Annotated in this window: 24 protein-coding genes; 6 read left to right on the top strand and 18 right to left on the bottom strand. The window is 71.3% G+C overall.

The features are described from left to right. The first annotated feature begins 4 nt into the window (after window positions 1–4). Complete coding sequence (locus tag ACFXG1_RS17420) at window positions 5–553, top strand: DUF6879 family protein (RefSeq protein ID WP_384711234.1); 549 nt, start codon at window positions 5–7, stop codon at window positions 551–553. 21 nt (window positions 554–574) lie between these two features. Here ACFXG1_RS17420 and ACFXG1_RS17415 read toward each other — a convergent pair whose 3' ends face one another. From ACFXG1_RS17415 to ACFXG1_RS17395, 5 genes are all read right to left on the bottom strand, one after another. Beyond that, window positions 575–1363 (bottom strand): aminoglycoside phosphotransferase, encoded by a 789-nt coding sequence (locus tag ACFXG1_RS17415; protein WP_384711231.1) that lies wholly within the window; start codon window positions 1361–1363, stop codon window positions 575–577. A 70-nt stretch (window positions 1364–1433) separates the two neighbouring features. After that, window positions 1434–1844, bottom strand: coding sequence for an NUDIX hydrolase (locus ACFXG1_RS17410; RefSeq protein WP_384711228.1), 411 nt, complete (start codon window positions 1842–1844; stop codon window positions 1434–1436). Continuing rightward, window positions 1841–2467 (bottom strand): hypothetical protein, encoded by a 627-nt coding sequence (locus tag ACFXG1_RS17405; protein ID WP_384711225.1) that lies wholly within the window; start codon window positions 2465–2467, stop codon window positions 1841–1843. Before ACFXG1_RS17405 ends, ACFXG1_RS17410 begins: the two co-directional genes overlap by 4 nt. Beyond that, window positions 2464–2655: a hypothetical protein gene (locus ACFXG1_RS17400; protein WP_384711222.1), complete on the bottom strand. Its 192-nt coding sequence runs from the start codon at window positions 2653–2655 to the stop codon at window positions 2464–2466. The genes ACFXG1_RS17405 and ACFXG1_RS17400 overlap by 4 nt, the downstream gene beginning before the upstream one ends. Then, the gene (locus tag ACFXG1_RS17395) at window positions 2655–2981 is read right to left on the bottom strand and encodes a hypothetical protein (protein WP_384711219.1); all 327 of its coding nucleotides are present in this window, start codon (window positions 2979–2981) and stop codon (window positions 2655–2657) included. Before ACFXG1_RS17395 ends, ACFXG1_RS17400 begins: the two co-directional genes overlap by 1 nt. Window positions 2982–3256: 275 nt before the next feature. Here ACFXG1_RS17395 and ACFXG1_RS17390 point away from each other — a divergent pair, with 275 nt between their 5' ends. Genes ACFXG1_RS17390 through ACFXG1_RS17380 form a run of 3 tightly spaced genes read left to right on the top strand, consistent with a single transcriptional unit; the run spans window position 3257 to window position 6198 of the window. After that, a complete protein-coding gene (locus ACFXG1_RS17390) occupies window positions 3257–4564 on the top strand; it encodes a Tat pathway signal protein (protein ID WP_384711216.1) in 1308 nt (435 codons plus the stop codon). Further along, complete coding sequence (locus ACFXG1_RS17385) at window positions 4561–5115, top strand: N-acetyltransferase (protein WP_384711213.1); 555 nt, start codon at window positions 4561–4563, stop codon at window positions 5113–5115. Before ACFXG1_RS17390 ends, ACFXG1_RS17385 begins: the two co-directional genes overlap by 4 nt. Before the next feature lie 9 nt (window positions 5116–5124). Then, window positions 5125–6198: a tetratricopeptide repeat protein gene (locus tag ACFXG1_RS17380; protein WP_384711210.1), complete on the top strand. Its 1074-nt coding sequence runs from the start codon at window positions 5125–5127 to the stop codon at window positions 6196–6198. An 81-nt stretch (window positions 6199–6279) separates the two neighbouring features. On the opposite strand, the gene ACFXG1_RS17375 is transcribed toward ACFXG1_RS17380, so the two are convergent. From ACFXG1_RS17375 to ACFXG1_RS17355, 5 genes are all read right to left on the bottom strand, one after another. Beyond that, window positions 6280–7314: an SGNH/GDSL hydrolase family protein gene (locus ACFXG1_RS17375; RefSeq protein ID WP_384743322.1), complete on the bottom strand. Its 1035-nt coding sequence runs from the start codon at window positions 7312–7314 to the stop codon at window positions 6280–6282. A gap of 262 nt (window positions 7315–7576) precedes the next feature. Next, window positions 7577–8452 (bottom strand): GyrI-like domain-containing protein, encoded by an 876-nt coding sequence (locus ACFXG1_RS17370; protein ID WP_384712448.1) that lies wholly within the window; start codon window positions 8450–8452, stop codon window positions 7577–7579. Next, complete coding sequence (locus tag ACFXG1_RS17365; protein WP_384712451.1) at window positions 8437–9225, bottom strand: phytanoyl-CoA dioxygenase family protein; 789 nt, start codon at window positions 9223–9225, stop codon at window positions 8437–8439. Before ACFXG1_RS17365 ends, ACFXG1_RS17370 begins: the two co-directional genes overlap by 16 nt. 134 nt (window positions 9226–9359) lie before the next feature. Further along, window positions 9360–10403: an SGNH/GDSL hydrolase family protein gene (locus tag ACFXG1_RS17360; protein ID WP_384712454.1), complete on the bottom strand. Its 1044-nt coding sequence runs from the start codon at window positions 10401–10403 to the stop codon at window positions 9360–9362. Window positions 10404–10588: 185 nt separating this feature from the next. Beyond that, window positions 10589–11251: an HAD family hydrolase gene (locus tag ACFXG1_RS17355; protein WP_384712457.1), complete on the bottom strand. Its 663-nt coding sequence runs from the start codon at window positions 11249–11251 to the stop codon at window positions 10589–10591. A 64-nt stretch (window positions 11252–11315) separates the two neighbouring features. On the opposite strand from ACFXG1_RS17355, the gene ACFXG1_RS17350 reads away from it, so the two are divergent. Then, on the top strand, window positions 11316–12110 hold the full coding sequence (locus ACFXG1_RS17350; RefSeq protein WP_384712460.1) for an aminotransferase class IV: 795 nt from the start codon (window positions 11316–11318) through the stop codon (window positions 12108–12110). A gap of 96 nt (window positions 12111–12206) precedes the next feature. Here ACFXG1_RS17350 and ACFXG1_RS17345 read toward each other — a convergent pair whose 3' ends face one another. The 8 genes from ACFXG1_RS17345 to ACFXG1_RS17310 form a co-directional block, all read right to left on the bottom strand. Then, the gene (locus ACFXG1_RS17345) at window positions 12207–13451 is read right to left on the bottom strand and encodes a cytochrome P450 (RefSeq protein WP_384712464.1); all 1245 of its coding nucleotides are present in this window, start codon (window positions 13449–13451) and stop codon (window positions 12207–12209) included. Then, entirely contained in the window at window positions 13448–14713 is a 1266-nt protein-coding gene (locus tag ACFXG1_RS17340) for a cytochrome P450 (RefSeq protein ID WP_384743315.1), read from the bottom strand. Before ACFXG1_RS17340 ends, ACFXG1_RS17345 begins: the two co-directional genes overlap by 4 nt. Then, window positions 14713–15333, bottom strand: a complete 621-nt coding sequence (locus ACFXG1_RS17335; protein WP_384712470.1) for an ATP/GTP-binding protein — start codon at window positions 15331–15333, stop codon at window positions 14713–14715. The genes ACFXG1_RS17340 and ACFXG1_RS17335 overlap by 1 nt, the downstream gene beginning before the upstream one ends. Further along, window positions 15314–15670 carry a DUF742 domain-containing protein gene (locus ACFXG1_RS17330; protein ID WP_358827798.1) on the bottom strand — a complete coding sequence of 119 codons (357 nt, stop codon included), beginning with the start codon at window positions 15668–15670 and terminating at the stop codon, window positions 15314–15316. Before ACFXG1_RS17330 ends, ACFXG1_RS17335 begins: the two co-directional genes overlap by 20 nt. Before the next feature lie 5 nt (window positions 15671–15675). Beyond that, entirely contained in the window at window positions 15676–16101 is a 426-nt protein-coding gene (locus ACFXG1_RS17325; protein WP_384712473.1) for a roadblock/LC7 domain-containing protein, read from the bottom strand. Then, complete coding sequence (locus ACFXG1_RS17320) at window positions 16098–17534, bottom strand: ATP-binding protein (protein ID WP_384712476.1); 1437 nt, start codon at window positions 17532–17534, stop codon at window positions 16098–16100. The genes ACFXG1_RS17325 and ACFXG1_RS17320 overlap by 4 nt, the downstream gene beginning before the upstream one ends. 443 nt (window positions 17535–17977) lie before the next feature. Next, window positions 17978–19342, bottom strand: a complete 1365-nt coding sequence (locus ACFXG1_RS17315; RefSeq protein WP_384743310.1) for a M14 family metallopeptidase — start codon at window positions 19340–19342, stop codon at window positions 17978–17980. A 395-nt stretch (window positions 19343–19737) separates the two neighbouring features. After that, window positions 19738–21435, bottom strand: a complete 1698-nt coding sequence (locus ACFXG1_RS17310) for a chitinase (RefSeq protein WP_384720264.1) — start codon at window positions 21433–21435, stop codon at window positions 19738–19740. Between the two features lie 607 nt (window positions 21436–22042). On the opposite strand from ACFXG1_RS17310, the gene ACFXG1_RS17305 reads away from it, so the two are divergent. Beyond that, window positions 22043–22900, top strand: coding sequence for a hypothetical protein (locus ACFXG1_RS17305; RefSeq protein ID WP_384720267.1), 858 nt, complete (start codon window positions 22043–22045; stop codon window positions 22898–22900). Window positions 22901–22943 lie beyond the last annotated feature (43 nt).

The raw sequence follows: 22943 nt of genomic DNA, 5'->3' as shown, positions 1-22943 counted from the left end.
GCCCATGGAACAGTGCGAAGGTGAGGCGGCCGTGCTCGCGGGTGAGGAATTCGGGCGTCTTTTCGAGGACTTCGAGCGGACCGCGTTCAGGCTGGAGACGCTGGACGAGTACGACATCGAGGAGGAGCGCGAGGAGATCGCGCGGTTCCTGTCGGGTGGGGACATGGGCCCCGAGTGGGCGGACAACCCCTGGGTGCGGTCGATGACCGACCGGGGCAAGCAGGTTTCCCGTGTCCATGTGCTGAGGTCGCCGCTCACGGACTACCTCCGGTACGAGCTGTCCGCGTACCCGGGCAACATCACCGCCGGGGAGGCCATCGGGATCGTCGACCTGGCGGAGCAGGCGGTCACGGGGCTGCCCGACCACGACTTCTGGATCTTCGACGACCGGGACGTCTATCGGATGCACTACACCGGGACCGGGGCGTTCGTCGGCGGTGAGCTGATGCCTCCGGAAGCTCTCACGGAGTACCGGGGATACCGGGACCGGGCCTTGGCCGCCGCTGTGCCGTTCGACGCCTACTGGGAGCGTCACGGACGGCCGACTCCGTAGGGACTGTCGGGCGGGGCCGGGTCAGGCGAGCAGCTGGAAGCGGCGGTTGCCCGGCTCGGCGTTCCGTTCGCCGAGGGCTGCGGTCCGGTGTCGGCAGACCGTGTCCACGAATGTTCGGACGGCACCGGGGTCCGCCTCCCGCCAGGTCGGGACGGTCGCCAGCCAGGCGAGGGCGGTGCCGGGTGGCTGGTCGCACTCCATCAGACGGACGGCGGTGTACGCGGCGTCCACCCAGGCGGGTCCGGTGGCGGGAGAGGCCCAGTCGACGACGTACGCCCGCCGGGTGATGTCCGTGACGAGGATGCTGCGCGGATTGGTGTCCGTGTGCAGCAGGGTCTCCCCGGCGAGCCGTTCCGCGTCGCCGGGACCGAGGAACCCGGTGAACCGGGCGGCGAGCGGGGGCACCGTGATCCCGGGCGGTACGCGGAGGGCGCGCATACGGGTCAGTACGGCGCGGACGGCGTCCAGATCACGCGTCCCGGGCCCCAGGTCGGCGTGTCGGCCGTCGACCCGTTCGAAGACGAGGACGTGCCAGCCCGCCGCCCGGAGGTCGTACCGCAGAAGCGGCCCGACGCCCACGACGGTCGGGTTCAGCAGGGCCTCGTACTGGAGCGCGGCGGCCGCGTCCGTGGCGTCGTCGGGTACGCCCTTGAGGAAGAGCCGGCCGTGCGGATCGGTCGTCACAGTCGCCGCGAACCGGCAGTCGAGCCCGTCGCGCAGGACCGTCGCGTCGTGTACGGCGCCGACGCGCTCCTCGATCCCCGCCCGCAGGCCCGGCGGGAGCCCGTCCCATCCGTCGCGCTCGGTCACGGTCCGCTCCTTTCCCGGGCCGGGGCGACCGGCGTGCGTCGCCCCGGCGGTGGTGGTTCCGGTTACCGCGTCATCCTTCCCGTCGCGCGGCCTCCAGCCGCAGATATCGCCCCACCGGCGCGTACACGCCGTACGGCACGTAGCGGTCGAGTTCCTCGTACGTCGCCCAGACGGCGGCGTCGATCTCGCGCGGGGCCGCGACCCGGGCCGTGGTGTCCGTGCCGCGTACCGTCGCGCAGGCCACGTACGCCAGACGGCGGCCGGTCCGGGGGTGGCGACGCTCGCCCAGGACCGGGCCCGGTACGACCGTCAGGCCCGTCTCCTCCCGGGCCTCCCGGACCGCCGTCGCCCCCGGGGACTCGCCCGGCTCCGCCTTGCCGCCGGGGAACTGCCACAGCAGCGGGCCCTCGGGGAGACGGCGGCGTACGAGCAGCACCCGCGCGCCGTGGGTGATCACCGCGAGGACCACCGGGGCGGTCACCGTACGTCTCCGGTCGCGGGCTCGCAGCCCATCAGCCGGGTGACCGTGTGATCGGCGAGCAGCCAGGCCGTACGGGGATCCTCGTACGGCAGTTGTACGGAGCCGTCCGCCGCGCGCAGGCCGTGCCGTCGGGACAGGTCGGGGGAGTGCAGGACGCCCCGGTAGCCCCAGGCGCGGGGATACCGCACCCGAACCGCGACATGGCTCCGGCCGAGCGCCGGGCACTGCTCGACCGCGAGCGCCGCGCACGGCGGGCACACGGGCGGGGTGACGGTCAGTTCGCCCTCCGGGAGCCGTGTCCCCGCCAGCAGCCACAGCAGCCCCTCGGGGTGGGGTGACGGTCGTCGGCCGCAGACCTGGCACAACAGGCGATCGGTCGCGCGCCGTTGGCGGCGCGGATCCATCTGCTCGTACAGCGGATGCCCACCCGCGTCGGTGGCACGTCGGCCCCTGCCCCGGGCGAGCAGCACGCCGTCGTCGGCGCGGTCGTACACCGACTCGTCCGCGTAGGCGATCCGCCGCCGCACGGGGTCGAGCACGACCGGCTCGGCCAGATTCGGCGCGCCGGACCAGGGGGTGACCCACGGGACGACCCGCCCGTGGAAGCGGGGGAGTTCGGTCATCGGAGCTCCCCCGGTACGGGTCCTGGCACCCGGCTCACCACGTCCTGCGGGCACACGTACTGCACCCGGCCGGGCCCACTGGCCCGCTCCACGTACCCGACTTCCACGGGTGTCGTCGTCAGCCGTCCGCAGACGCAGCACACCTCGGTACGCGGCGGCGGTGGCGGGGCGAGAAGGCTCTCCAGCATCACCGCAACCACCCCCACCCCGGCGACGGCCGGGTGGTCAGCACCGGCACGCGCCGCGCGAGTACGACCCCACCGGGCGCGACGTACACCCGCCGCCGGGGCCGTGCCGCCGCGACGGGCGGCGCGAGCAGCCGGAGCGTCTGCTCCGCCTCCTCCCGCGCCCGCAGGATGGCCCGCGCCTCCGCCTGGGTGGGCCCGGTCCACGGGCGCGACCACGGGTCGACGGGGGGTGGGGTGGGGCGCCCGGAGGAGAGGTACGCGACGGTGTGTCGACCGGGCGGCACGGGGCGCCGTATCCCGGCGAGGTGGGTGAGGATACGGGTCAACAGACGGGCGATAGCATCACACATACGGCTGATCAGCTCCTTAGCAAGCTGGTTGGTCACAGCCCCGGCAGGTCGTGGCGACGGCCTGTCGGGGTGCCCTTTGTGAAGACGGCCCGCCGCGAACGCGGATAGAGCCGGTAATTGGTGCAGCTCCGAGGAAAGCGGGTCGCCGCAGTGGCGAGCCAGGTAATTCCGCCGCCTGTTGGCATATGCGATACCGGAAATTTTTACCCTCGCACGAGCACGCTCGGTGTGTGCGGGGCTACCTTGGGCTGATGGCGCAGCCGGAGAACACCCGCTTTGCCGCTCATCTGCAGGCCGCAGGGCTGTCGCAGGAGGAGCTGGCCGATCGGCTCAACCTGCATATCGAGGACTTGACGGGCAGCCCCGGCAGCATTACCGCCCGCCACATCCGTAACTGGATCACGGGGAAGACGAGGTGGCCTCAGGAGCGTCAGCGGCGCGCCCTGCAAATGGAGTTCGGATTCGATGCATACGAGCTGGGTTTCCTGCCGAGAAACAGTGTAGCGAGCAACGTTTTATCGGCCGAAGCTTTAGCGGACGTGGATCCGGAGGACACCTTGAAACGTCGTCACTTCACCGTCGCAAGTGCTGCCGCCCTAGGAGCGGCAGCGCTGCCGACCACCGCAGCCGCAGGTCCCCTGCCCCGTATCGGTATGGCTCAGGTCGACGAGTTGGAGCGGGCGTTCGACCGGCTCATCCTCGACGACGACGCCTCGGGTGCGACAGTCCGACTGGAGGCCGAGGCTCTGGCCTTCAGCAAGCAGGCGCTGACGCTCCAGTCATCGGGCGGCATGCTGCCGGAGCGGGTCCGCTCCCGGCTCTACTACCTCGCGTCGTCCTTCACCGGATTCGCGGTATGGGCCGCCGTCGACCGCTGCCGCCCGGAGCGCGCTCAGCGTTATGTCGAACGTGCCCTCACCTTGGCCAAGCTCTCCGGCCATGCGGAGGCCGAATTCCGTGTCTGGAGGCATCTTTCGATCCTCGCGGGTCAGAGGAACGACGACAACGAAGCGATGGCGGCTGCCCAGAGGGCCCGTTCCTCGTCCGCCAGCCGCCGGGATCCCCTTCTGGCGTCCCTCGCCTCCGCCCGACTCGCCTCCGTTCACGCCGACACGGGAAACGCCCGGGCCGGGCGGCGCGCCTTGGGCAGTGCCCACACTGCTTTCCAGCGCGCCGACCCTTTGGCGCAGCGCGAGAGCGTGATGGCGTTCTACGACGCCGCCGAACTCCACGGCCTCTCCGCCCTGGCCTTGGTCAAGCTCCGGGAGTACGAGGAGGCTGAGGCCCATCTGCACCAGACCCTCACGTTGCTGCGCCCCGAGTACCGCCGAAACCGGTGCTACTACACCGCGCACCTCGCCCTCACCCAGCTTCGCCAGGGCGATGCCGAGACCGCGTGCGGCACGGCCCTGACCGTTCTGCCGGAACAGGCCGCCCTCACCGGGCGCACCCGCAAGGCCCTCCGCCAGTTCGACCACGGCCTGGCCCGTGTTGCCCCCGGAGCCCGGTTCGCCTCCGAGTGGACCGACCGATTCCACGATCGGAAAGGATCACCGTGACCATCGACTTCCGCCACATCGACGCCGAGGGCCTGGCGGCCGTGCGGCAGACGATCCTCGACATCCATGCCGAAGTCCGGCACCAGGACTTCGGCATGACCGGGGAGTTCCACACCGTGGCCCGCTTCGACGAGCGCCTGAGCGCCTACGCGTCCCGGCCCGGGTGGGCGGCCGTGCTCGGCTACGACGGGGGTGAGCCCGTCGGGCTCTGCTTCGGGATGCCGCTCGCCGCCGACACCCGCTGGTGGCGGAGCATGACCGAGCCGGTGCCCGAGGACGTCATCCGGGAAGACGGGCGGCGTACCGTCGGTCTCAATGAGATCGTGGTCCGCAAGCGCTGGCGCGGCACCGGCGTAGCCCGCCGTCTCCATGACACCTGGCTGGCCGGGCGTACCGAGGAACGCGTCACCCTGCTGGTCGATCCCCGGTCCGGCGACGGCAAGGTCAAGGCCGTCTACGAGAGCTGGGGATACGAGAAGCTGGGTGAACAGCAGCCCTTCCCCGACTCGCCCCGCTTCGCCGCGATGATCCGGCCCGTCAGGGCCGACTGACCACCGGGCGTGGACCGCCGGGACTTCCTCACCGCCACCAGCGGCGGCGCGCTGTCCTTCCTCGATATCCCGGATGTCGAAGCCGTGACCCGACACGTCGGGTCGGTCTCTTCGGGTGCCATCAGGGTTGGTCGCGCCGAGGTCGAGGCCATTGACCAGATGGTCCGGGTGCTGGGGGACAGCTCCGCCGAATACGGCGGCGGCCATGTACGTCACTTGGCCATCGGATATCTCACGGACCATGTCGGCCCTTGGCTGGAGGGCCGATACACGGAGGCCACGGGGCGGGAGCTGTACGCGGCGACGTCACGGCTCGCGCACCTCATCGGGTGGATGAGCCAGGACCAGGACCATGGGGCTGCCGCGCGTGGCTACTATGTCCACGCCTACCGGCTCGCCGATGAAGCGGGCGAGGCCGAACTCGCCGCGACCGCCTTACGCGGCCTCGCCGTTCAGGCCATGGGCCTCGGCGCCCGACACCACGCCGGGGCGCTCGCCCTCGCGGAGAAAGCCGTCGCCACGGCCCGGGACGTGGGCGACCCCAGGGTGCGGGCCTACTACCAGTCCACCCTCGCCGAGGCCGCCGCACTCGACGGCGATCACCGGTTGGCCACCCGTAACCTCGCCGCGTCACAGAAGCACATCGAGCGCAGCGCCGACGCCCCCACCGGTACCTCTTGGGCTTCGCACTTCACCATCGGTCGATGGGCTCATGCGTCCGGCATGATCCTCGCCCGCATGGGCGATCTGACCGCCGCCCGGGTCCAGCTCCAACAGGCCCTCGCCGTTCACGGTCTCGACCGCCGTCGCAGCCGGGCCAACGTCCTCGGCCACCTGGGTGCCCTGCACCTACGGCAGGGCGATCTGGAGGGCGCCCTGACCGTCTGGACCGAGTTCCTCGACATCGCGGAGGGGGTCAAGTCGGCCCGTATCCGCGAATCCGTACACAACCTGCGGACCCGACTGGCCCGGTTCCCGGACGACCATCACGCCCGAGAACTGTCGGAACGGGCGGGGCGGCTGCTCGTGCCCACCCGCGCTCCCAGCGGTGGAACGAAGGCCATGGGCCGGGCCACCCCATAGCGGCCCGGGCGCGGCCCGGCCGGGGGAACCGGCGGGTTCGTCGTCCGGTGCCGGGCCGCGCTCCACCTTTGCTGCGGGCTGCTACCGGTTGAGGATCTGCTCCGTCTTGACGGCCACCTGCTCGGCCTGGATGTCGCGGCCCTTGTCATTGGGGTGCGCGTACCAGGGGATGTGTGCGTCGCCGAAGGCGATCTGGGAGTCCTCCAGCAGGCCGCCGATGCCCCGGTCGGCGCCGTCGCAGGCCGTGTTGGCGCCGGTGTGGGCGTAGAGGTCGACGAAGTCGGCGCCGCCGTCGGCTTCGGTGACGGCCTTCTTCGTGACGTCGTTCAGCCGCTTCTGGATCCGGTCCAGGACCGGCAGGGCGTCCTGGGCGATGTCGGCGAACGGCAGTTGCGTCTGACCGGGCGCCGCGGTCAGGCACTTGGTGGTGTCCTCGGGCACGAGCCGCGGGTAGCCGACCAGGACGCGCTTCGCGTCGGGGGCGAAGTACGCGATGCGGTCGAGCAGCTCCTCCAGATCCCCGGTGACCTGCTCGAACTGGCCGTCCAGCCACTGCTTGCCGTCCCCGGACTCGAAGAACTCGCCGCACTTGGCGGCGGGCTCGTCAGCGTCCACCGGCTCTCCCGGCAGCAGAGGATGGCTCCGCAGGTCGCCGGAACACTGCTTCAGGATGCGGCTGAAGCCCAGCGTGTTGCCACCCAGGCTCCCGATGGTCAGCCGGGTGTCCTGCTTGAGCGCGTCCTGCTGCGGCGGGACCTTCATGCCGCCCAGCAGCTCCTGTTCCTGCCAGAAGTTCTGGACGGTTGCGCCGCCGCAGGAGACGTCCGCCTGGACGTCGAGCGTGATGCCCTTGTCCGCGAGGCGCCGGGTGGCGACGGCGGGATAGTTCTCCTTCGCCTGGAAGCAGAAGGTCCTGTCGCCCTCGTGGAAGGGGGCGATACCGAAGTCGGCGGTGTAAGAGTCCCCGAAGAAGACGGTCGGTACGGGCTCGGCGGGCGCCGCGCCCGCGCTCCCCGCCGGCCCGGCGAGCGCCATGCAGCTGCCCAGCGCGACGGCCGCGGCAGCCAGCCGCCGCACCATCGGAGAATTCGTCGTCCCGCGCATGGTCGAAGTCATCTATGTGTCCTGTCGTCAAGGCCCCGGAGAAAGGAGCCGATCAATGGGAACACCAAGTGATCATTCATGTGCGGAGGGTGAACAGTCAAATGATCGTGTACGGCCCCGAGTGTTTCCTTGGGGAGCCGCGAACGGCGCCACCCGCGAGGCGGCCGACGGAACGGCGGACACGGTGGTCGCCGCACGCTCCGCCGGGCTGCCGGGCTGCCGGGCTGCCGGTCGACGTCGTCCGGCCCGATGGAGCCGCTCGCCGAGGGTGAGTTCAAGGCATGACCCGGCGCTCCGGCTCCACCGCCAGCCACAGTTCGGCGTCGGCCTCGGTCCTCTCCGGTGACAGGCGGGTGCGCAGGATCTCGGGCCCGGGGCGGGTGCGGTACGGGTTCGACGGGAACCACTCGGTGAACGCGTCCCGCCACAGCTCCTGGATGGCCTGCGGCACCGGCCCGGAGGTGGTGAAGACCGCCCAGGTGCCGGCCGGGACCGCCAAGGTGGTCATGCCTTCCGGGGCGGGCGCGGAGGTGATCACACCATGGTGGTAGTCGAGTTCGGTGCCCTCGGCGCGGCTGGGGTCCATGCCGTCGCAGACCGCGACGATGCCGTGCGGCTCCTGGTCCGCGAGCTTCTCCAGGCGCTCCAGGGTCCGCGGATCGATCCCGCGGACGAAGTCGATGATCGCCTGGTTCGGCCCGGCATGCACCAGCGGTACCCGGGTCTTGAGCCCGACGACGGTGAAGTCCGCCTTGTCCACCACGCGGTACCGCATATCGCTGCGCCCTTCGACGGTGAGGCGGAAGGACATCCGGGACTGGGAGGTGAGGGCGGCGCCGGTACGCCGCGCCTCGCCCGGTCCGATGCCGTGCATGGCGCGGAACGCCCGCGCGAACGCCTCCCCGGAGCCGTAGCCGTAACGCACGGCGATCTCCAGCAGCGTCCCGCGTCCCGCGAGGACCTCGGCGCCCGCGAGGGTGAGCCGGCGGCGGCGGATGTACTCCGACAGCGGCATGCCGGCGAGCGCGGAGAACATCCGGCGCAGATGGTGCTCCGAGGTGGCCGCGAGGCGTGCCAGCTCCCCCATGTCGAGGTCTTGGTCGAGATGGCCCTCGATGTGCTCCATGGCCTGGTTCAGCCGCTCCAGCATGCGCTGTCCTGTCCCAGACCCCGGCGGATCGCGATCTCCACGGGTGAGTACGTGCCGTCGGCCCGTTCCCGTTCGTACGGTGCCGCCGGCATCAGCGGCGGCTGCGCCATAAAGCGCGGCCGCGCCCCATGGTGCGGTTGCGCCGCGTGCACCAGGAACGGATGGCACAGGAAGACATCGCCCGGGGACCCGGTGGCGAGGGCGAGTGGCCGGTGGTCGGACGCCGCCACCAGATCGGGGGCGAGGGTCAGTCCGCTCGCCCCGTCCTCCCCGTACTTCTCCAGCACCTTCGGCACATCCAGGTGCGAGCCGACCCGGATCCGGGTCGGGGCGTCCTCCTCGCCGATCTCGCTGAACAGGAACAGCATCAGCAGCGCCCGGTCCCGGGAGCGCACATTGGTGAAGTACCAGCTCTCGCCCTCCGGCAGATAGCTCCCCTCGATGTGCCAGCCCGTGTCGTCCGGCTCCTCCTCGTGCGGGAAGCGCAGCGGGAACGTGCCCAGCGAGTAGCGCGGCTCCCAGCGTCCCACGCCGACGAGCAGGTCGTACGCGCGATGCAGCGACGGGGAGTTGGGTGCGGCGGCGAACGGACCCTGTGCCATGCCGCCCACCCAGTGCACGGGCTTCGTCCACGTCGAAGGGTCGTCCGGGTCGCAGCCCGTCTCCCGCCACAGCAGCCGCGCGCAGTCCGCGGCCACGCGCGGCGCGACAGCGCCCTCCAGCTTCACGAAGCCGTCGCGAAGGAAGCGGGATACCAAGGTCGTGTCGTCCATGACCCCATCGTGTGCGACACCGGCCCCGGTCACCCGACATCTTCCGTACCGGCTCTGTCGGGTGATCACCGGTGCGGTGCCCCGGGCCGCGCTGGTACACGGCCCGGGGCTCCGGTTCGGGCCCGGCCCGGTCGTCAGCGTTCGAGGAGGGAGATGCGGACGGCCCGTTCGACGTGGGCGGCGGCGTTGGCGTGGCTTTCGGCGTTGGGGTGGACCAGGGTGACGTGCTTGCCGATGAGGCCGCAGTTCAGCAAGGTGCCGGCGAGCTTGGTGGGCCAGTAGTCGGCGGCGTCGCCGCAGATGCCCTCGACCCACTTGGTGCCCGCGGGCTGGCAGGCGTCGTGGCCGACGCTGGAGGAGTAGATGTCGGTGTAGCGGTCGCCGAAGAACTCGGCGACCCGCTGGATCGTGCTGTTCAGCGGCTTGAGGACCTCGTCGCGGAGCCAGTCGACGTCGGCGTGGGTGATCGAGCCGAGTTCGTTGAGGGAGAGGCGGTTGCAGTCGGTGCCGTTCTCCGGCAGGACCGCGGGGTAGCCGACCGTGATCACCTTGGCGTTCGGGGCGGCCTGGTGCACCCCGGCCAGCATCTCGATGTACTCGTCCTGGACCCGGGCGAGCCGGTCCCCGATGCTCTCCACGCCCTCGGGCGGGTTGGTGTAGTACTCGCGACAGGACTTGCCGGCCACCCCCTGTTCCAGGCACTTCAGGAGCACGTCGCCGAAGGGCAGGCTGTTCCCGCCGACGCCGATGGTGACGATGTCGGTCCCGTCGCCCAGACCGGCGCGCTCGATCTGGGTGTCCACCGCGGGCCAGCCGCCCTCGGGGGGCTGGACCGGGCTGATCGGCGTCTGCCGGGTCGTGGCGATATCGGCGATGGTGGCGGCGCCGCAGCTGACGTCGGTCAGGTTGACGGGCAGGCCCGGCGGGTACTCGGCCAGCTCCCGTTCGACGACGTCGGGGTAGGCGTCGGTGGTGCGGTCGCAGCCGTCCCGCGACGCGTCGCCCAACGCGGGCAGCGGGTCCCCGACGAAGAGGCCGGAGGTGTACGAGTCGCCCAGCGCGGCCCACTCGTACTGATCGGCCGCCCCGGCGGAGCCGGTGGGCACGAGCACGGACGCCGCCAGTGCCAGCCCCACGGCCAGAGCCCGTGTGCGCAGGCGGGAGACAGGGTGTCGCATGGATCCTCCAGGATCGGCAAAAACGCCCGGACCGGAACGTCACCAAGATCATCTGAGGCGGTGGTCTCCCCCACCGGCGAACCGGGACCGTGATCCCCGATCGGGCTAAATAGTCGGATCTTCCGTACCGCCGGGGTGCCCGCCGATGTCGTCGGGCCCGACGGGGCCGCGCGCCGCCGCCGACGTCAACGCGCGGCTCCGGCCAGCCGGCTCAGGGCCGGAATCACCTCTCGTAGATCATCGCCGTCCACGGCGACGCTTGCCGCCGCCCGCGCTCCCGCCGAGGCATTGAACGCCACGCTCAGCGATACGGAGGCGAACAGGGGCAGGTCGGAGCGGCTGTCCCCGACGGCGGCGCAGGAGGCGGGGGACAGGCCCAGCTCCCGGGCCCGGGCGAGGGCGAAGTCCCGTTTGTCGTACTCGTCGAAGTGATGGGCGACGCGGCCCGTGAACCGGCCGTCGATGGTCTCCGGGCGGGGTCCGCTGAACGCGTGGAAGCCGAAGCGGTCCATCAGATAGCCGCCGACCGGTGACCAGGCGAGAGTGGCCAGCACCGGCACCAACCCGTGCCGCCGGCACCAGTCCACGGTCTCCTTGATGCCGGAGACCAGGGGAAGTCCGGTGAGCCAGTCGCGTACCTGTGTCTCGGACGCGCCCGCCCAGCCCTTGGCGTCCAGCTCCGAGACCTGCCGGTTGTCCAGCTCACCGGAGGCGTAGGCGTCCTCGGCCCGGGTCAGCTCGTCCCGGTGGCCCAGGAAACCGGCGAGGAAGGCCGAGGAACTCGTCCCGGGGACCAGGGTGCCGTCGACGTCGAAGAACACCGAACCCACGTGATCGGATGAGAGCACCGGTCAAGGATGCCACCCGGGGGCGGGGCCGTGGGAATGGGGCGGCCGGTGGCAGGCTGGACCCATGGCGACCCTGGACGACCGGCCCGTGACCCCCGACGAACTGGCGCCGCTCGCCATGACCTCGTACGGGCACTTCACCACCATGCGCGTCGAACCCGGCGGCCGTGTCAAAGGGCTGTCGCTGCATCTGGAGCGGCTGGTGAGGGACAGCGCCGTCGTCTTCGGGGTGGGGGTGGATACGGACGGCGTACGGGAACGCGTACGGCGCGCGGTCGAGGGGCGGGACGCGCCCTGTGTCGTACGCCTCACGCATTACGACCCCGGGATCAGCCTGGTCCGGCCCGTGGACGCCGTACGGCCCCGACTCCTCGTCACCGTGCGCGGCGCCGGGGCCGCCGAGCCGGCGGCCGTGCGGGTCGGGACCGTGGCGTACGAGCGGGAACTGCCCGAGGTCAAGCACTGCGGGCTTTTCGGAGCCCTGCACGCCCGGCGGGAGGCGCAACTCGCCGGGTACGACGACGCGCTGTTCACCGGGCGGGACGGTCTGGTGTCCGAGGGGCCCACCTGGAACGCCGGATTCGTCGAAGGGGACGGAAACGGCGGCGGGACGGTCGTCTGGGCGGCGGCGCCCGTACTGGACGGGGTCACCATGGCCCTGCTCCGGCGGGGCGTCGCGCACCGGGTCGGGCCCGTCACGCCGGACGACGCACGGGGGATGCGGGCCGCCTTCCTCACCAACGCCGCCGTCGGGGTCCGGGCGGTCGCCGCGATCGACGGGACGGAGATGGACACCGGGCATCCCGTCCTGGGGCAGTTGCGGGAGGCGTACGGCGCCGTACCGGAAGAGGTGTTGTAGAACGAAGGAGACCGGGGGAGACCGAGGGAGACCGAGGGGCTGTACGGAACATTTCCGTACAGCCCCTGTTGGCACGTGTCAGGCGTGCCGGGCGCGTCAGCCGTGGAGCAGGATCGGGAACGCCTCCAGGTCGTTCTGCGTCATCACCGGCATGTTCCGCAGCTCGTCCGCCGGGACCGCGAGACGCAGCTCCGGGTAGCGGGCGAAGAGCGCCGGGAGCGCGACCATCGCCTCCAGCCGGGAGAGGGCGGCGCCGGGGCACATATGCGGGCCGTGGCCGAAGGTCATATGGCGGATCGGGGTCGCGCGGCGGATGTCGAAGGAGTCCGCGTCGTCGCCGTGGCGGTCCCGGTCGCGGCCGATCGCGCGGTACGAGATCACCACACCCTCGCCGCGCTCGATGACGAAGCCGTCGACGTCGATGTCCTCGGTGGCGAACCGCATCAGCAGATGGGTGGTCGGCGGGTCCCAGCGGAGGACCTCCTCCACCACCGTCTCCCACGGCACCTGTCCGGAGCGGACGAGTTCGAGCTGGTCGGGGTGGGTGAGCAGGGCGCGTACCGCGTTGAGGACCAGGCCGACCGTGGTTTCGTGACCGGCGCCGATCATGTCCTTGAGGTTGCCCATCACCTCCAGCTGGGTGAGGGGCGCGCCGCCGTCGTCGGCGAGGATCAGGGCGCTGGTCAGATCGTCGCCCGGGGCCTTCGCCTTCTCCGCGACGAGTTCGGTGAAGATGGCCGTCAGTTCGTCGACGGCGGCCAGCCGCTTGTCCTGCGGGGTGAGGATCGAGAAGAACGCCTTCCACAGCCGCATCTGGCGCGGAATGGACTCGTCCGGGACGCCCATCAGATTGCAGACGACGCTCATCGGCAGCGGCTGGGCGAAGTGGGTCTTCAGATCGACCCGGCCGTCGGGACCGGCGTTCTCGGTCAGGGCGTCCAGCAGTTCGGCGGTGATGCTCTCCACCACGGGGCGCATCGACTCCACCCGGCGGGCGGTGATCGCCTGGGCGGTCTTGGCGCGCAGCCGCCGGTGTTCGGCGCCGTCGACGGAGAACATCGAACGGCCGGTGTCGATCATGCCGACGAGCGGCCATCGGCGGTCGATCTCACCGGACTGCCAGAGTCTCCACCCGTTGATGTCCTTCACCAGCCGGGCATCGGTCAGCAGCCGGCGGGCGACGGCGTGTTCGGTGACGGTCCAGGCGGGGGCGCCGAGCAGATCGATCCGGACGAAGGGGCCCGTCTCGCGGAGCCGGGCGGTCTCGCCGTCCAGATCGCGGACGAGGGGGTCGATGACGAGGGACGGGGCTGGTGCGGGGGCGGCGCTGGTACGGCTCATTGCGGATCTCCAGTCGGGCGAATGGGCGTGAACCGAACGGGAATGGCCGTCATGCCCCGCAGAAACGTGGACGGACGGCGTACCAGGGTCTGCGCGGGCACCGCGAGATCGACGTCGGGCAGCCGGTCCAGCAGGACCTCGATCGCGGTACGGGCGACGATCTCGGCGATCTCCTGCGCCGGGAGCGGGCAGCGGTACTCGCCGTGGCTGAAGGAGAAGTGGGCGCTGTTGCCGCCCCGCGAGGGCGAGAACTGCTGCTGGATCAGCGGGTCCGCGTTGGCCGCCGCCAGGCCCAGCATCAGCAGATCGCCGGCGCGGATCTGCCGCCCGGCGAGCAGGGTGTCCCGGGCCGCCCAGCGGCCCGCGAGGATCTGGGTCGGGGTGTCCTCCCACAGGACTTCGTTCATGGCCTGGCCGATGCTGTGCCGGCCGCCGCCGAGCGCGGCCGCGAACCGGTCGTCGGTGAGCATCAGCCGGATCGAGTTGCCGATCCAGTCGGCCGTGGTGACGAAGCCGGCGCCCAGCACGTCCTTCACATTGAGCGCCACCTCCTCCTCGGTGAAGCCCTCCTGCGCCAGCATCCAGGACGTGACGTCGTCGGCGGGCTCGTTCCGTTTGGCCTTCACCAGCTTCTGGTTGAGGGCCAGATACTCGGCGTGGGCCCGCTGCGCGCCCTCGCCGCCGTCGACGAGTTCACCGAGCGCGCGGGCGAGTGTCGTGCCGTCCTCGTCCGAGTAGCCCAGCACCCGGGCGAGCGCGAGCACCGGCAGCGGCTTGGCGAACTCGGTCACCAGATCGGCCTCGCCGCGCCCGCAGAACGCGTCGATCAGCCGGTCCGACAGCTCCTCGCAGACATGCCGCAGCTCGAACGGGTCGACGCTCTCCAGCGCCGGGACCACCATGTCGGCGTGGCGCCGGTGGTCGGCCCCCGCGGTGAAGTAGATGGAGGGCTGGGGCGGCTGGATCATCGGCAGCAGCGGCCAGTCAGCGGGGATGTTCGGCCACTGGTTCCACAGGCCCACATCGCGTGGGAACAGCTCCGGGTCGCTGGTGACCTGGTGCATCTCGTGGTAGCCGACGATCAGCCAGGCCGGGATGTTCCCGGGCAGCTCGACCGGGACCACCGGGCCGTGCTCCCGGCGCATCTCCCGGTAGAGCTGATGCGGCTCGGTGTGGAAGCGGGGGCCGCTCAGCGATACGGCGGAGCCGTCCCCCGTATGGACCGGGCAGCCGCCGGTCCGGGCGGATTCTGGGGTGGTCATCAGGCCGTCTCCGGAGTGCCGACGAGTGCTTGCAGATGCTCGACCAGGGTGATGAGCACCTTCTTGCTGGAGGCGCGGGAGCGGGCGTCGCAGTCGATCAGCGGGACATGCGGATCGAGGTCGAGCGCGTCCCGGATCCGCTCCGCCTGGTGCGGCGGTCCGCCGAAGTCGTTCCGGGCCACGATGAACGGGGTCCCGTGGTGTTCGAGGCGGTCGATGGCGTACCAGGAATCGGCGAGACGACGGTCGTCGACGAGGACGACCGCGCCCAGCGTGCCGCTGAAGAGCCGGTCCCACAGGAACCAGAACCGCTCCTGGCCGGGCGCGCCGAAGAGGTACAGCACCGTACGTTCGTCGAGGCTGATCCGGCCGAAGTCGAACGCGACGGTGGTCGACGTCTTGTTCGGCACGGCCCGCAGGTCGTCGATGTCCCGCCCGGCGAGCGTCATCGTCTCCTCGGTGTTCAGCGGACGGATGTCGCTGACCGAGCGGACCATGGTGGTCTTGCCCACCCCGAAGCCGCCCACGATGACGATCTTCAACCCGTTGTCGGCCGTACGGCTGAGCGGGGTACGGGACGCCGGGCGCGGCTCGGCGAGGTCAGAGTTCGCGGAGTCCAACGAGCACCTTCTCCAGGGTCGCGTGGTCGGGAAGCCGCGCCGGGGAGGCCAGGGTGCGCGGATGGCGGACGGTGATCCGGCCCGCGTCCAGCAGATCGGAGAGCAGGATCTTGGTGATGCTGACCGGTAACCGCAGCTCGGCCGCGATCTCGACGACGGCCACCGGCAGCGGGCAGAGCCGCAGGATCGCGGCGTGCTCCGACTGCATCCCCCGGGCCGGTTCGCACTCGGCGACCACCAGGGTCACCAGGTCGAAGTCGTTGCGGCTGGGGCGGCTCCGGCCGCCGGTCAGCGTGTAGAGACGGTCCGGGTTCTCGTCCCGGGCGGCGCGGACCATCCGGATCAATCCACGGGGGCGGGCTCGGCGGACCGGGGCGGCGAGCTCAGGTGCTCGCCCAGTTGCTCGACGAGTTCGAGCATGTTGTGGCCGACCAGTCCGGCGTCCGCGTCCTCGGCGGCGACGACGGCGACATGGCTGCCCTCGCCCGCCTCGGCGATGAAGAGGATCCCGCCGTAGAACTCGGTCATCGACTGGCGTACGCCGCCGGAGCCGTCGCCGAACTCCACGGACGCGCCGTGGGAGAGGCTCTGGATGCCGGCGGAGATCGCGGAGAGCTGGTCGGCGCGGTCCGCGGACAGCTCCGCGGTATGGCAGAGCTTCAGGCCGTCCCGGGACAGCACGAGCGCGTGCCGGGTGCCGGGCGTACGTTCCAGCAGTCCTTCCAGCAGCCAGCCGAGGCCAGCCGCGCCGGTGGCGGATACGGTCATCGGTCGTCCTCCGAAAGGGGAGTCGCGGGGGGAGTGGTCGTGGTCGTGCCGGGGCCGGTCTCCGGCTGCCGTCCGGTGACGGCCCGGCGGAAGGCGCCGAAGCGGGCTCCGGCGCCGGAGGATTGCGGCCGGGCGCTCGTACCGCCGGGGCCGGAACCGGCCGGCGCGGCGGAGCTGGGCAGTCCTTCGGGATGGGTGGCCGCCAGGGTTCTGCCGCGCCGCCGCTTGGGCAGCTCGGCGACCTGGGGCGGCCGGGCGCCGGACTCCGGGGCGGGGGCGGGGCCCCCGACGGAATCGGCGGATCCGGTGGATCGGGTGGAGTCGGCGGATCGGGTGCCTGATCCCCGTACTGGGGTTCCGGCAGGGGTCAGGGGTGCCGGTGCCGTCGCCGCGGGCCGCGTGGTGCGGCGCAGGGCGACCGGAACCTGGGGCTCGTCCGGACGGCTGCGGGTGATCAGCTCCTGGGGGATCATCACGACCACCCCGGTGCCGCCGATGGCCGACGGGCGGAACGAGACCGTGAGCCCGTGCTTCTTCGCCAGCCGTCCCACCACGGCGAGGCCGAGCCGGGTACCGGTCAGGGTGGACAGGTCGCCGGAGTCGCCGGTGACCGCCCGTTCGGCACGGCGCAGCGCCGTATCGCCCATCACCAGACCGCTGTCCTCGATGGTGATCACCGCGCCGGCCGGGACCTCGGCGACATAGCCGTGGACGTCGGTGGTGGGCGGCGAGAAGTTGCAGGCGTTGTCGAGGAGTTCGGCCAGGAGGTGCATCACGCCCTCCGCCGCGTGGCCCGCGACAGCGATGTCGGCGACCGAGCGGAGACGTACGCGCTGATAGCCCGCGATCCGGCCCATGGCGCCGCGCAGGATCGACTCCATGGGGATCGGCTTGGCCCAGCGGCGCCCGGAGCGGGCCCCGCTGAGGACGGCGATGCTGTCGGCGAGCCGGCCGGCCTGGGCGGTGCGGTGGTCGAGGTGGAGCAGATCCGCGAGGACGTCCTCGTCGTCGTGGAGGTGCTCCATCTCGCGCAGGTCCGCGAGCATGCCGGTGGTCATGGCCTGCATCCGGCCCGCCGCGTTGGCACAGGCCGCCATCGCCGCGGCCCGGCGCTTCTCACCGAGCCCGGCCTCCTTCACGGCGGCGGCCCGGAGCCGTTCGGCGCGCTCCGCCTCGTCGGCGATCTGCCGGAGCACCCGCTGATAGGCGGGATTCTCCGGCGCCGGTACGGCCGCGAGCGCGGAACCGGCCCTGGCGCCCTGGCGGATCACGGCCATCAGGGCGGGCACGGACTGGTCGGCGAACCGGTCGGCGGCCGTCGCCAGATCGGTCGCACGGGCCCGTGCGCGACGGGCCTGTGACCGGTACCCGAGCGCCGCCGCGACTGCGGCGAGTAAAAGGGCGGCGACTGCGGCGACGCCGAACACTGCCATTTACTGCTCCTCGTGCACAGCAGACGTGTGCGAAGTGGTCAACTCCGGGGACCTTATAGAACAGTTGACGCGTTCACCACCGGCAACGGTGGGCAAAGTCCATCACCGGCGGTCCGGAAAAGGCGACACGCGGGCGGTTCACGCAAAAATTCAGCCATCTTTCGGTATCGCGGCGAGGTGTGTGGCCCGGTATCGCCGGGCCCCGGGGCGAATCGCCGGGGTTCGGCCGACGCGAACCGGCCGCGAACCGGCCGCGCACCGGCCGAGGGGCGGGACCGGGGTGCGCGGGGGCGCTCGGAACGGAGCATACGCGGGCTCGAAAGAACCGTACGGGCGCGAAAAACGGCGTGGGCACGAACGAACGGCGCGGCCCGATGGGCGCGCGCCGGTCGTCCGACATGTCCTGGCGGGGCCGCCGCCCCGCCCGCGGAGGGCTCAGAGGGTCAGCAGTACTGCGCCTCCTTGCCGATCGAGCGGTACATGCAGTCGGAGTTCTCCAGCAGTTGCAGGACGGCGTCCCGGTTGCGGCTGGTCTCCCGCTCGATCACCTCGTCCGGCGGATAGAAGCCACCGCCCGACGCGCCGCGCGGATACAGCTCGAAGGTGTAGCCGAAGATCCGCTGGTCGCCCCAGAGCCAGTCGTCGATCGACCCGTCGGTGATGTAGAGATCACTGGCCTGCTGCGGTGTGTAGCCGTTGCTGGCCGCCATCTTCTGCCCCACGGCGGCGAAGGCGTTCCGGTCGTCCTGGGTCATCCCGGGCGCGGTGTCGGAGTAGGTGTAGCCGTACGGCCAGAGCACCAACTCGCTGTACGTGTGGAAGTCGATCCCGGTCCTGATCTGCTGCCGACCGCCGACGACCCGGCTGCGGACGAAGTCGGCGACGACCTTCACCTCGGGCGCGGACTCGGCGGCCCGGCCGCGGAAGGTGTCGGAGCCGGGGCTGGTGGAGGAGCCGCCGCAGCAGCCCCACCGGAAGTTCCAGTTGCGGTTGAGGTCGGTACCGACGGCCGTGGAACCGGTGTTGGGCTGCCGGTTCTTGCGCCAGCTCCGGTAGGAGCCGGTGGCGATGTCGTACTCGCTGCCGTCCGGGTTGATGCTGGGGATGATCCAGATCTCCCGGCCGTTGACCGCGTTGGTGATCCGGGAGTCCGTGCCGTAGTCCTCGCCCAGCTCGCGCAGCAGGTAGAGGGCCATCTCGACGGTCAGATGCTCCCGCGCGTGCTGCTGCGCGGTGAACAGGACCTCGGGTTCGTTCTCGTCGGTGGAGACGTTGTCGCTGACCTTGATCGCGACGATGTCCCGGCCCTGGTGGGTCTTGCCGATCACCCGCTTGTTCATGATGTTCGGGTGGGCCGCGATGCGCTGGTCGATCGCCGTGTTCATCTCCGCGTAATTATGGAAACGGGAGTCGGCGGGCGGGAAGTCGAGGGGTTTGACGTCGGCCCCGGCCGCGGTACGGGCCGGGGGTCCCGGCAGGGCCGTGAGCCGGTAGCCGAGCGCCCGCAGCTTCCTCGCCTGGGACGGGGAGGCGCTGACGACGACCGCGTGGGCGTCGACCTCGTCGATCGCGACGCCGGTCGCGGCGAGCTTCGTGCGCTGCGCCGGTCCCGCCACACCGTCGATCTGGTACTGGGTGGTCCTCTCCTCGGCCGCCACGGCCGCCGCCGTCCGTTCGGACGTACGGTCGGACGCGGGGTCGGGCTGGACCGCGTTGGCGGTAAGGGGCGCGGTGAGCGCGATCGCCAGCAGGGCTGTGATCGCCGCGGTCCGTCTGCCCCGGCCGCTGCCGCGGATGCGTTGGCGCATGCTGTCTCCTGATGGGGTGGGGGTGGAACAGGTATGCGACGCGGATGGTGCCGTGTGGGCACACATCGTGGGGCCATGACATGGACGGGTCAAGATGGCGTCCGGGGTGGATCGGTGCGCGGCGGGGCGTACGGGCACGAAAGGCGAATCCCGGCCCCGGGTCGTGCGCGGGGGCCGGGCGTGGGCTTGGCGGGGGTACGGGAGGCGGGAGACGGGAGACGGGAGGTGGACGCGGAACGCGCGACAGCGCCACCGGGACAGGTCGGTGGCGCTGCCGCTGGTGTCGTACGACCTGGGCGTGGGGGTGGACGGTACGTACGACTGGCCGGTCGGTGCCGGTACGCCCGGCGGCCTACGTCCTCGGGTGAGGGGGGTACGCCGCCGGGCGGGTGGTGCTACGGAAGGCCGCGGACGTGGGGTCCGACGACGTTGGACCAGGCGTTGCCCGAGAGGGCGTCCCAGTTGATGGACCAGGTCATCGCGCCGCGCAGGGTCGGGTACGTCCGGGCCGGCCGGAAGGTACCGCAGTTGGTGCCGCGGGACAGGCAGTCCAGCGCCGCGGTCACCGTGGACGGGGAGACGTAGCCGCCGCCCGCGCCGCGCGGCGACGCCGGGACCCCGATACCCACCTGCGACGGGTCGAGGCCGCCCTGGAGCTGGATGCAGCTGAGGGCGGTCAGGAAGTCCACGGTGCCCTGCGAGTAGACCCGGCCGTCGCAGCCGAGCATCGCGCCGCTGTTGTAGTACTGGGTGTTGACGACCGTGAGGATGTCCTTGACCGCCAGCGCCAGCTTGAAGTACTCGGTGCCGGTCGACTGCATGTCGAGGGTCTGCGGGGCCATCGTCAGGACCATCCGCGGGCCCGCCTTGGCGGAGAGCTGGCGGAGGGCCTTGGTGAGGTAGGTCGAGTTGATGCCGTGCTCGAGGTCGATGTCGACGCCGTTGAAGCCGTACTCCTGCATCAGCGCGTAGGCGCTGTCGGCGAAGGCGGTCGCGGAGGCGTCGCTGTTGATGGTGACATTGCCGATCTCACCGCCGACGGAGATGATGACCGACTTGCCCGCGGCCCGCTTGGCGGCGACGTCCGACTTGAACTCGGCGACGTTGGCGTAGCCGAGCGCGGAGCTGAGGTTGAACGTCAGCTGGCCGGGTGTGGCGGTGGCGTCGGCGAAGGCGACGGCGATGATGTCGTAGTTCGGGCTGACGTCGCGCAGCTTCTGGACGGTCGCGCCGTTGTTGAAGTTCTGCCAGTAGCCGGTGACCGCGTGCCGGGGCACGGGCGGGTTGATGTCCTCCAGCAGGGTGCGGACCGTGACCGGCGGGGCCGACACGGCGGACTCGCCCGCGGTGTTGGACGCCGAGACCGTGAAGGAGTACTGCGTGTTGGGGGTAAGGCCGGTGATGGTCGTCGAGTTCGACGTGACCGTCTGGACCTTCGTCCCGTTCCGGTAGACGTGGTACTCGGTGGCGCCGGGGGAGGCGTTCCAGTTCAGCGGGACCGTGGTGGTCGTCGGCGCGCCCGCGGCGAGCCCGGCCGGGACCGCCGGGATCACGGGCGGCTCCTCGCCGCCACCGCCGCCGTCGGGACCGAAGACGCTGACGTCGTCCACGTAGTAGGCGGACTGGCCGTACCAGCCGTGGGTGTAGACCGTCACCGAGGTGGTGGAGGCGCCGGTGCGGAAGCTGGTGGAGAGCTGGTTCCAGGCGGTGCCGCCGCCGGGCGACCAGGTGGAGACGTCGGTGGTCCCGGTGCCGGAGGCGCCGAGATAGACGAAGCTGCCCTGGGCGTAGGCGCTCAGGCTGTAGGTGGAGTTGGGCTTGACCGCCACGGTCTGGCTGCACCGGGCGATGTCGGTGCCCGCCGGGGTGCCCTTGAGGGCGGAGGCGCCGGTACGGACCGGGGTCGACGTGGTCGCGCCGTTCCCGCCGGTACACGTCCAGTTGGTGAGGCCGGTCTCGAAGCCGGCGTTCTTGGCGTTGTTGATATCGGCCGCCATGGCCGGGCCCGCGGTGCCGAGGACGGTGAGACCGGCGCCGACGGCGAGCGCCAGGGCTCCGCCGAGCCATCTCCGCGGACGTCTGCTGAATACCACGTACTGCCTCCGGAAGGTGTGGGGGTGGAGGTACTAGGACGGGTGCGTGGGGGGTGGGGGGAGCAGGGAATACGTCACGACAGGGGGAGGAACGGGCGGGGCCGCGGTCGCCGGTGTCCGGGCCGCGAGCCGCCGCTTGGCGTAAAACTGGTCCAGACCAATGAGGTTGTCAAGACCTCCGTCAGCGATTCCCCGTCGCGGGCCGCCCCCGCCCGGCGGTCCGCGACCGGCCGACGCCCGGGATGGCCAGGGGCGATTTTCAGCCGATTTCGCGGCGGTCGACGAAGATTCGGGCCACTCGGCCCTTGTGCGGGGCGGGGCGGGGGTATCGGGTGGGGCTGCCGGGTACTCCGCCGATGACGGTCCGAGGATTTCGTAGCGCTTCATCCGGGTATGCAGCGCTATGGCCTGAGCGGAGCGTGTACGGGGCGGGGCGGTGAGTTCCGGCGGGGTGTTCTCCGGCCGCCCCCGCGTGGCTAAAGTGCTGATGCAGGAGCAGCAGGCAGTACGGAACCGCGGTCACGGACCCCCGTGCACCGTTGTCGAACGGGGAACCAGCGTGCCGACCGCAATAGCTGTCACCAGCGCAGATCTGGTGCTACCGCCGATGGACCCGCATACGCCCACGGCGGCCGCGCTGCCGTCCCCCGACGAGGCCCCGCTGGACGACGCCCTGCGGACGGCCGGATTACTGCTGGAGCAGTACGGACATGTCGTCGTTCCCTACCCCGCGTCGATCCCCGTCGCCCATGAACGGCGGCTGCACACCGTGCGCTCCGTTCTGGAGAGCCCCCGGCTGGCCCTGCTCAAACTGGACCTGCCGCCGCTCGGCGTCGCGGTGATCGTGCGCCAGCTCCGCCAGCTCTCGATCTGCGACCTCGGGCCCGGCGTCGTCGCCTCGGCCGCCAGGCTGCTCTCCCACTACGTCTACAGCGGGGCGCTGCTGCACTCCGTGGCCCGGCTCGACCGGGTGCCGGTGGGGCTCAAGTCGCACGCCAAGTCCTGGGTGCCGGGCGCGCACTTCGCCGTTCTGGCCAATCCCCAGCCGGAGCTGATCCGGCTCGGCTCCGGCGACCGGTCGGGCACGACCCTCGCCGGGCCCGACTTCGCCACCCGCATGGTGATCGCCCAGGGGCAGGCCCAGCCGGACTGGATCACCGGCAGCCTCGCCCCCGCCTGGCAGGTCCAGGGCGTGGACGAGGTCCCCCTGCCCGCCGCTTCGCCCGGCTGGTGGGGCACCGGCAAGCTGGTGGAGTTCGCCGCCTTCCTGCCCGATATCTCGATCCTCTACCAGTTGGTCTCCTCCGTCCGCCGGGAGAAGTGCGCGTGGTGCGGGATCGAACTCATCGGCGACCTCTGCGGTTTCTGCTCGGCGCCCGCCGCTCCGGCGGGCCACGGCCACCTCCCGGAACTCGGTGGGCCGCGGAACTCCGGTGTCCTGGGCCATGGAACTCCCGCAGGCTGACCACGCCCGCCCGCGCCGCGGCCGGGGCGACGGCCGGCCCCGG

Origin of the sequence: Streptomyces sp. NPDC059248, from assembly GCF_042753905.1 — a bacterium.
Lineage (GTDB): Bacteria > Actinomycetota > Actinomycetes > Streptomycetales > Streptomycetaceae > Streptomyces.
Note: the sequence above shows the minus strand (reverse complement) of the source record. Positions and strands in the feature narration are given on the sequence as shown.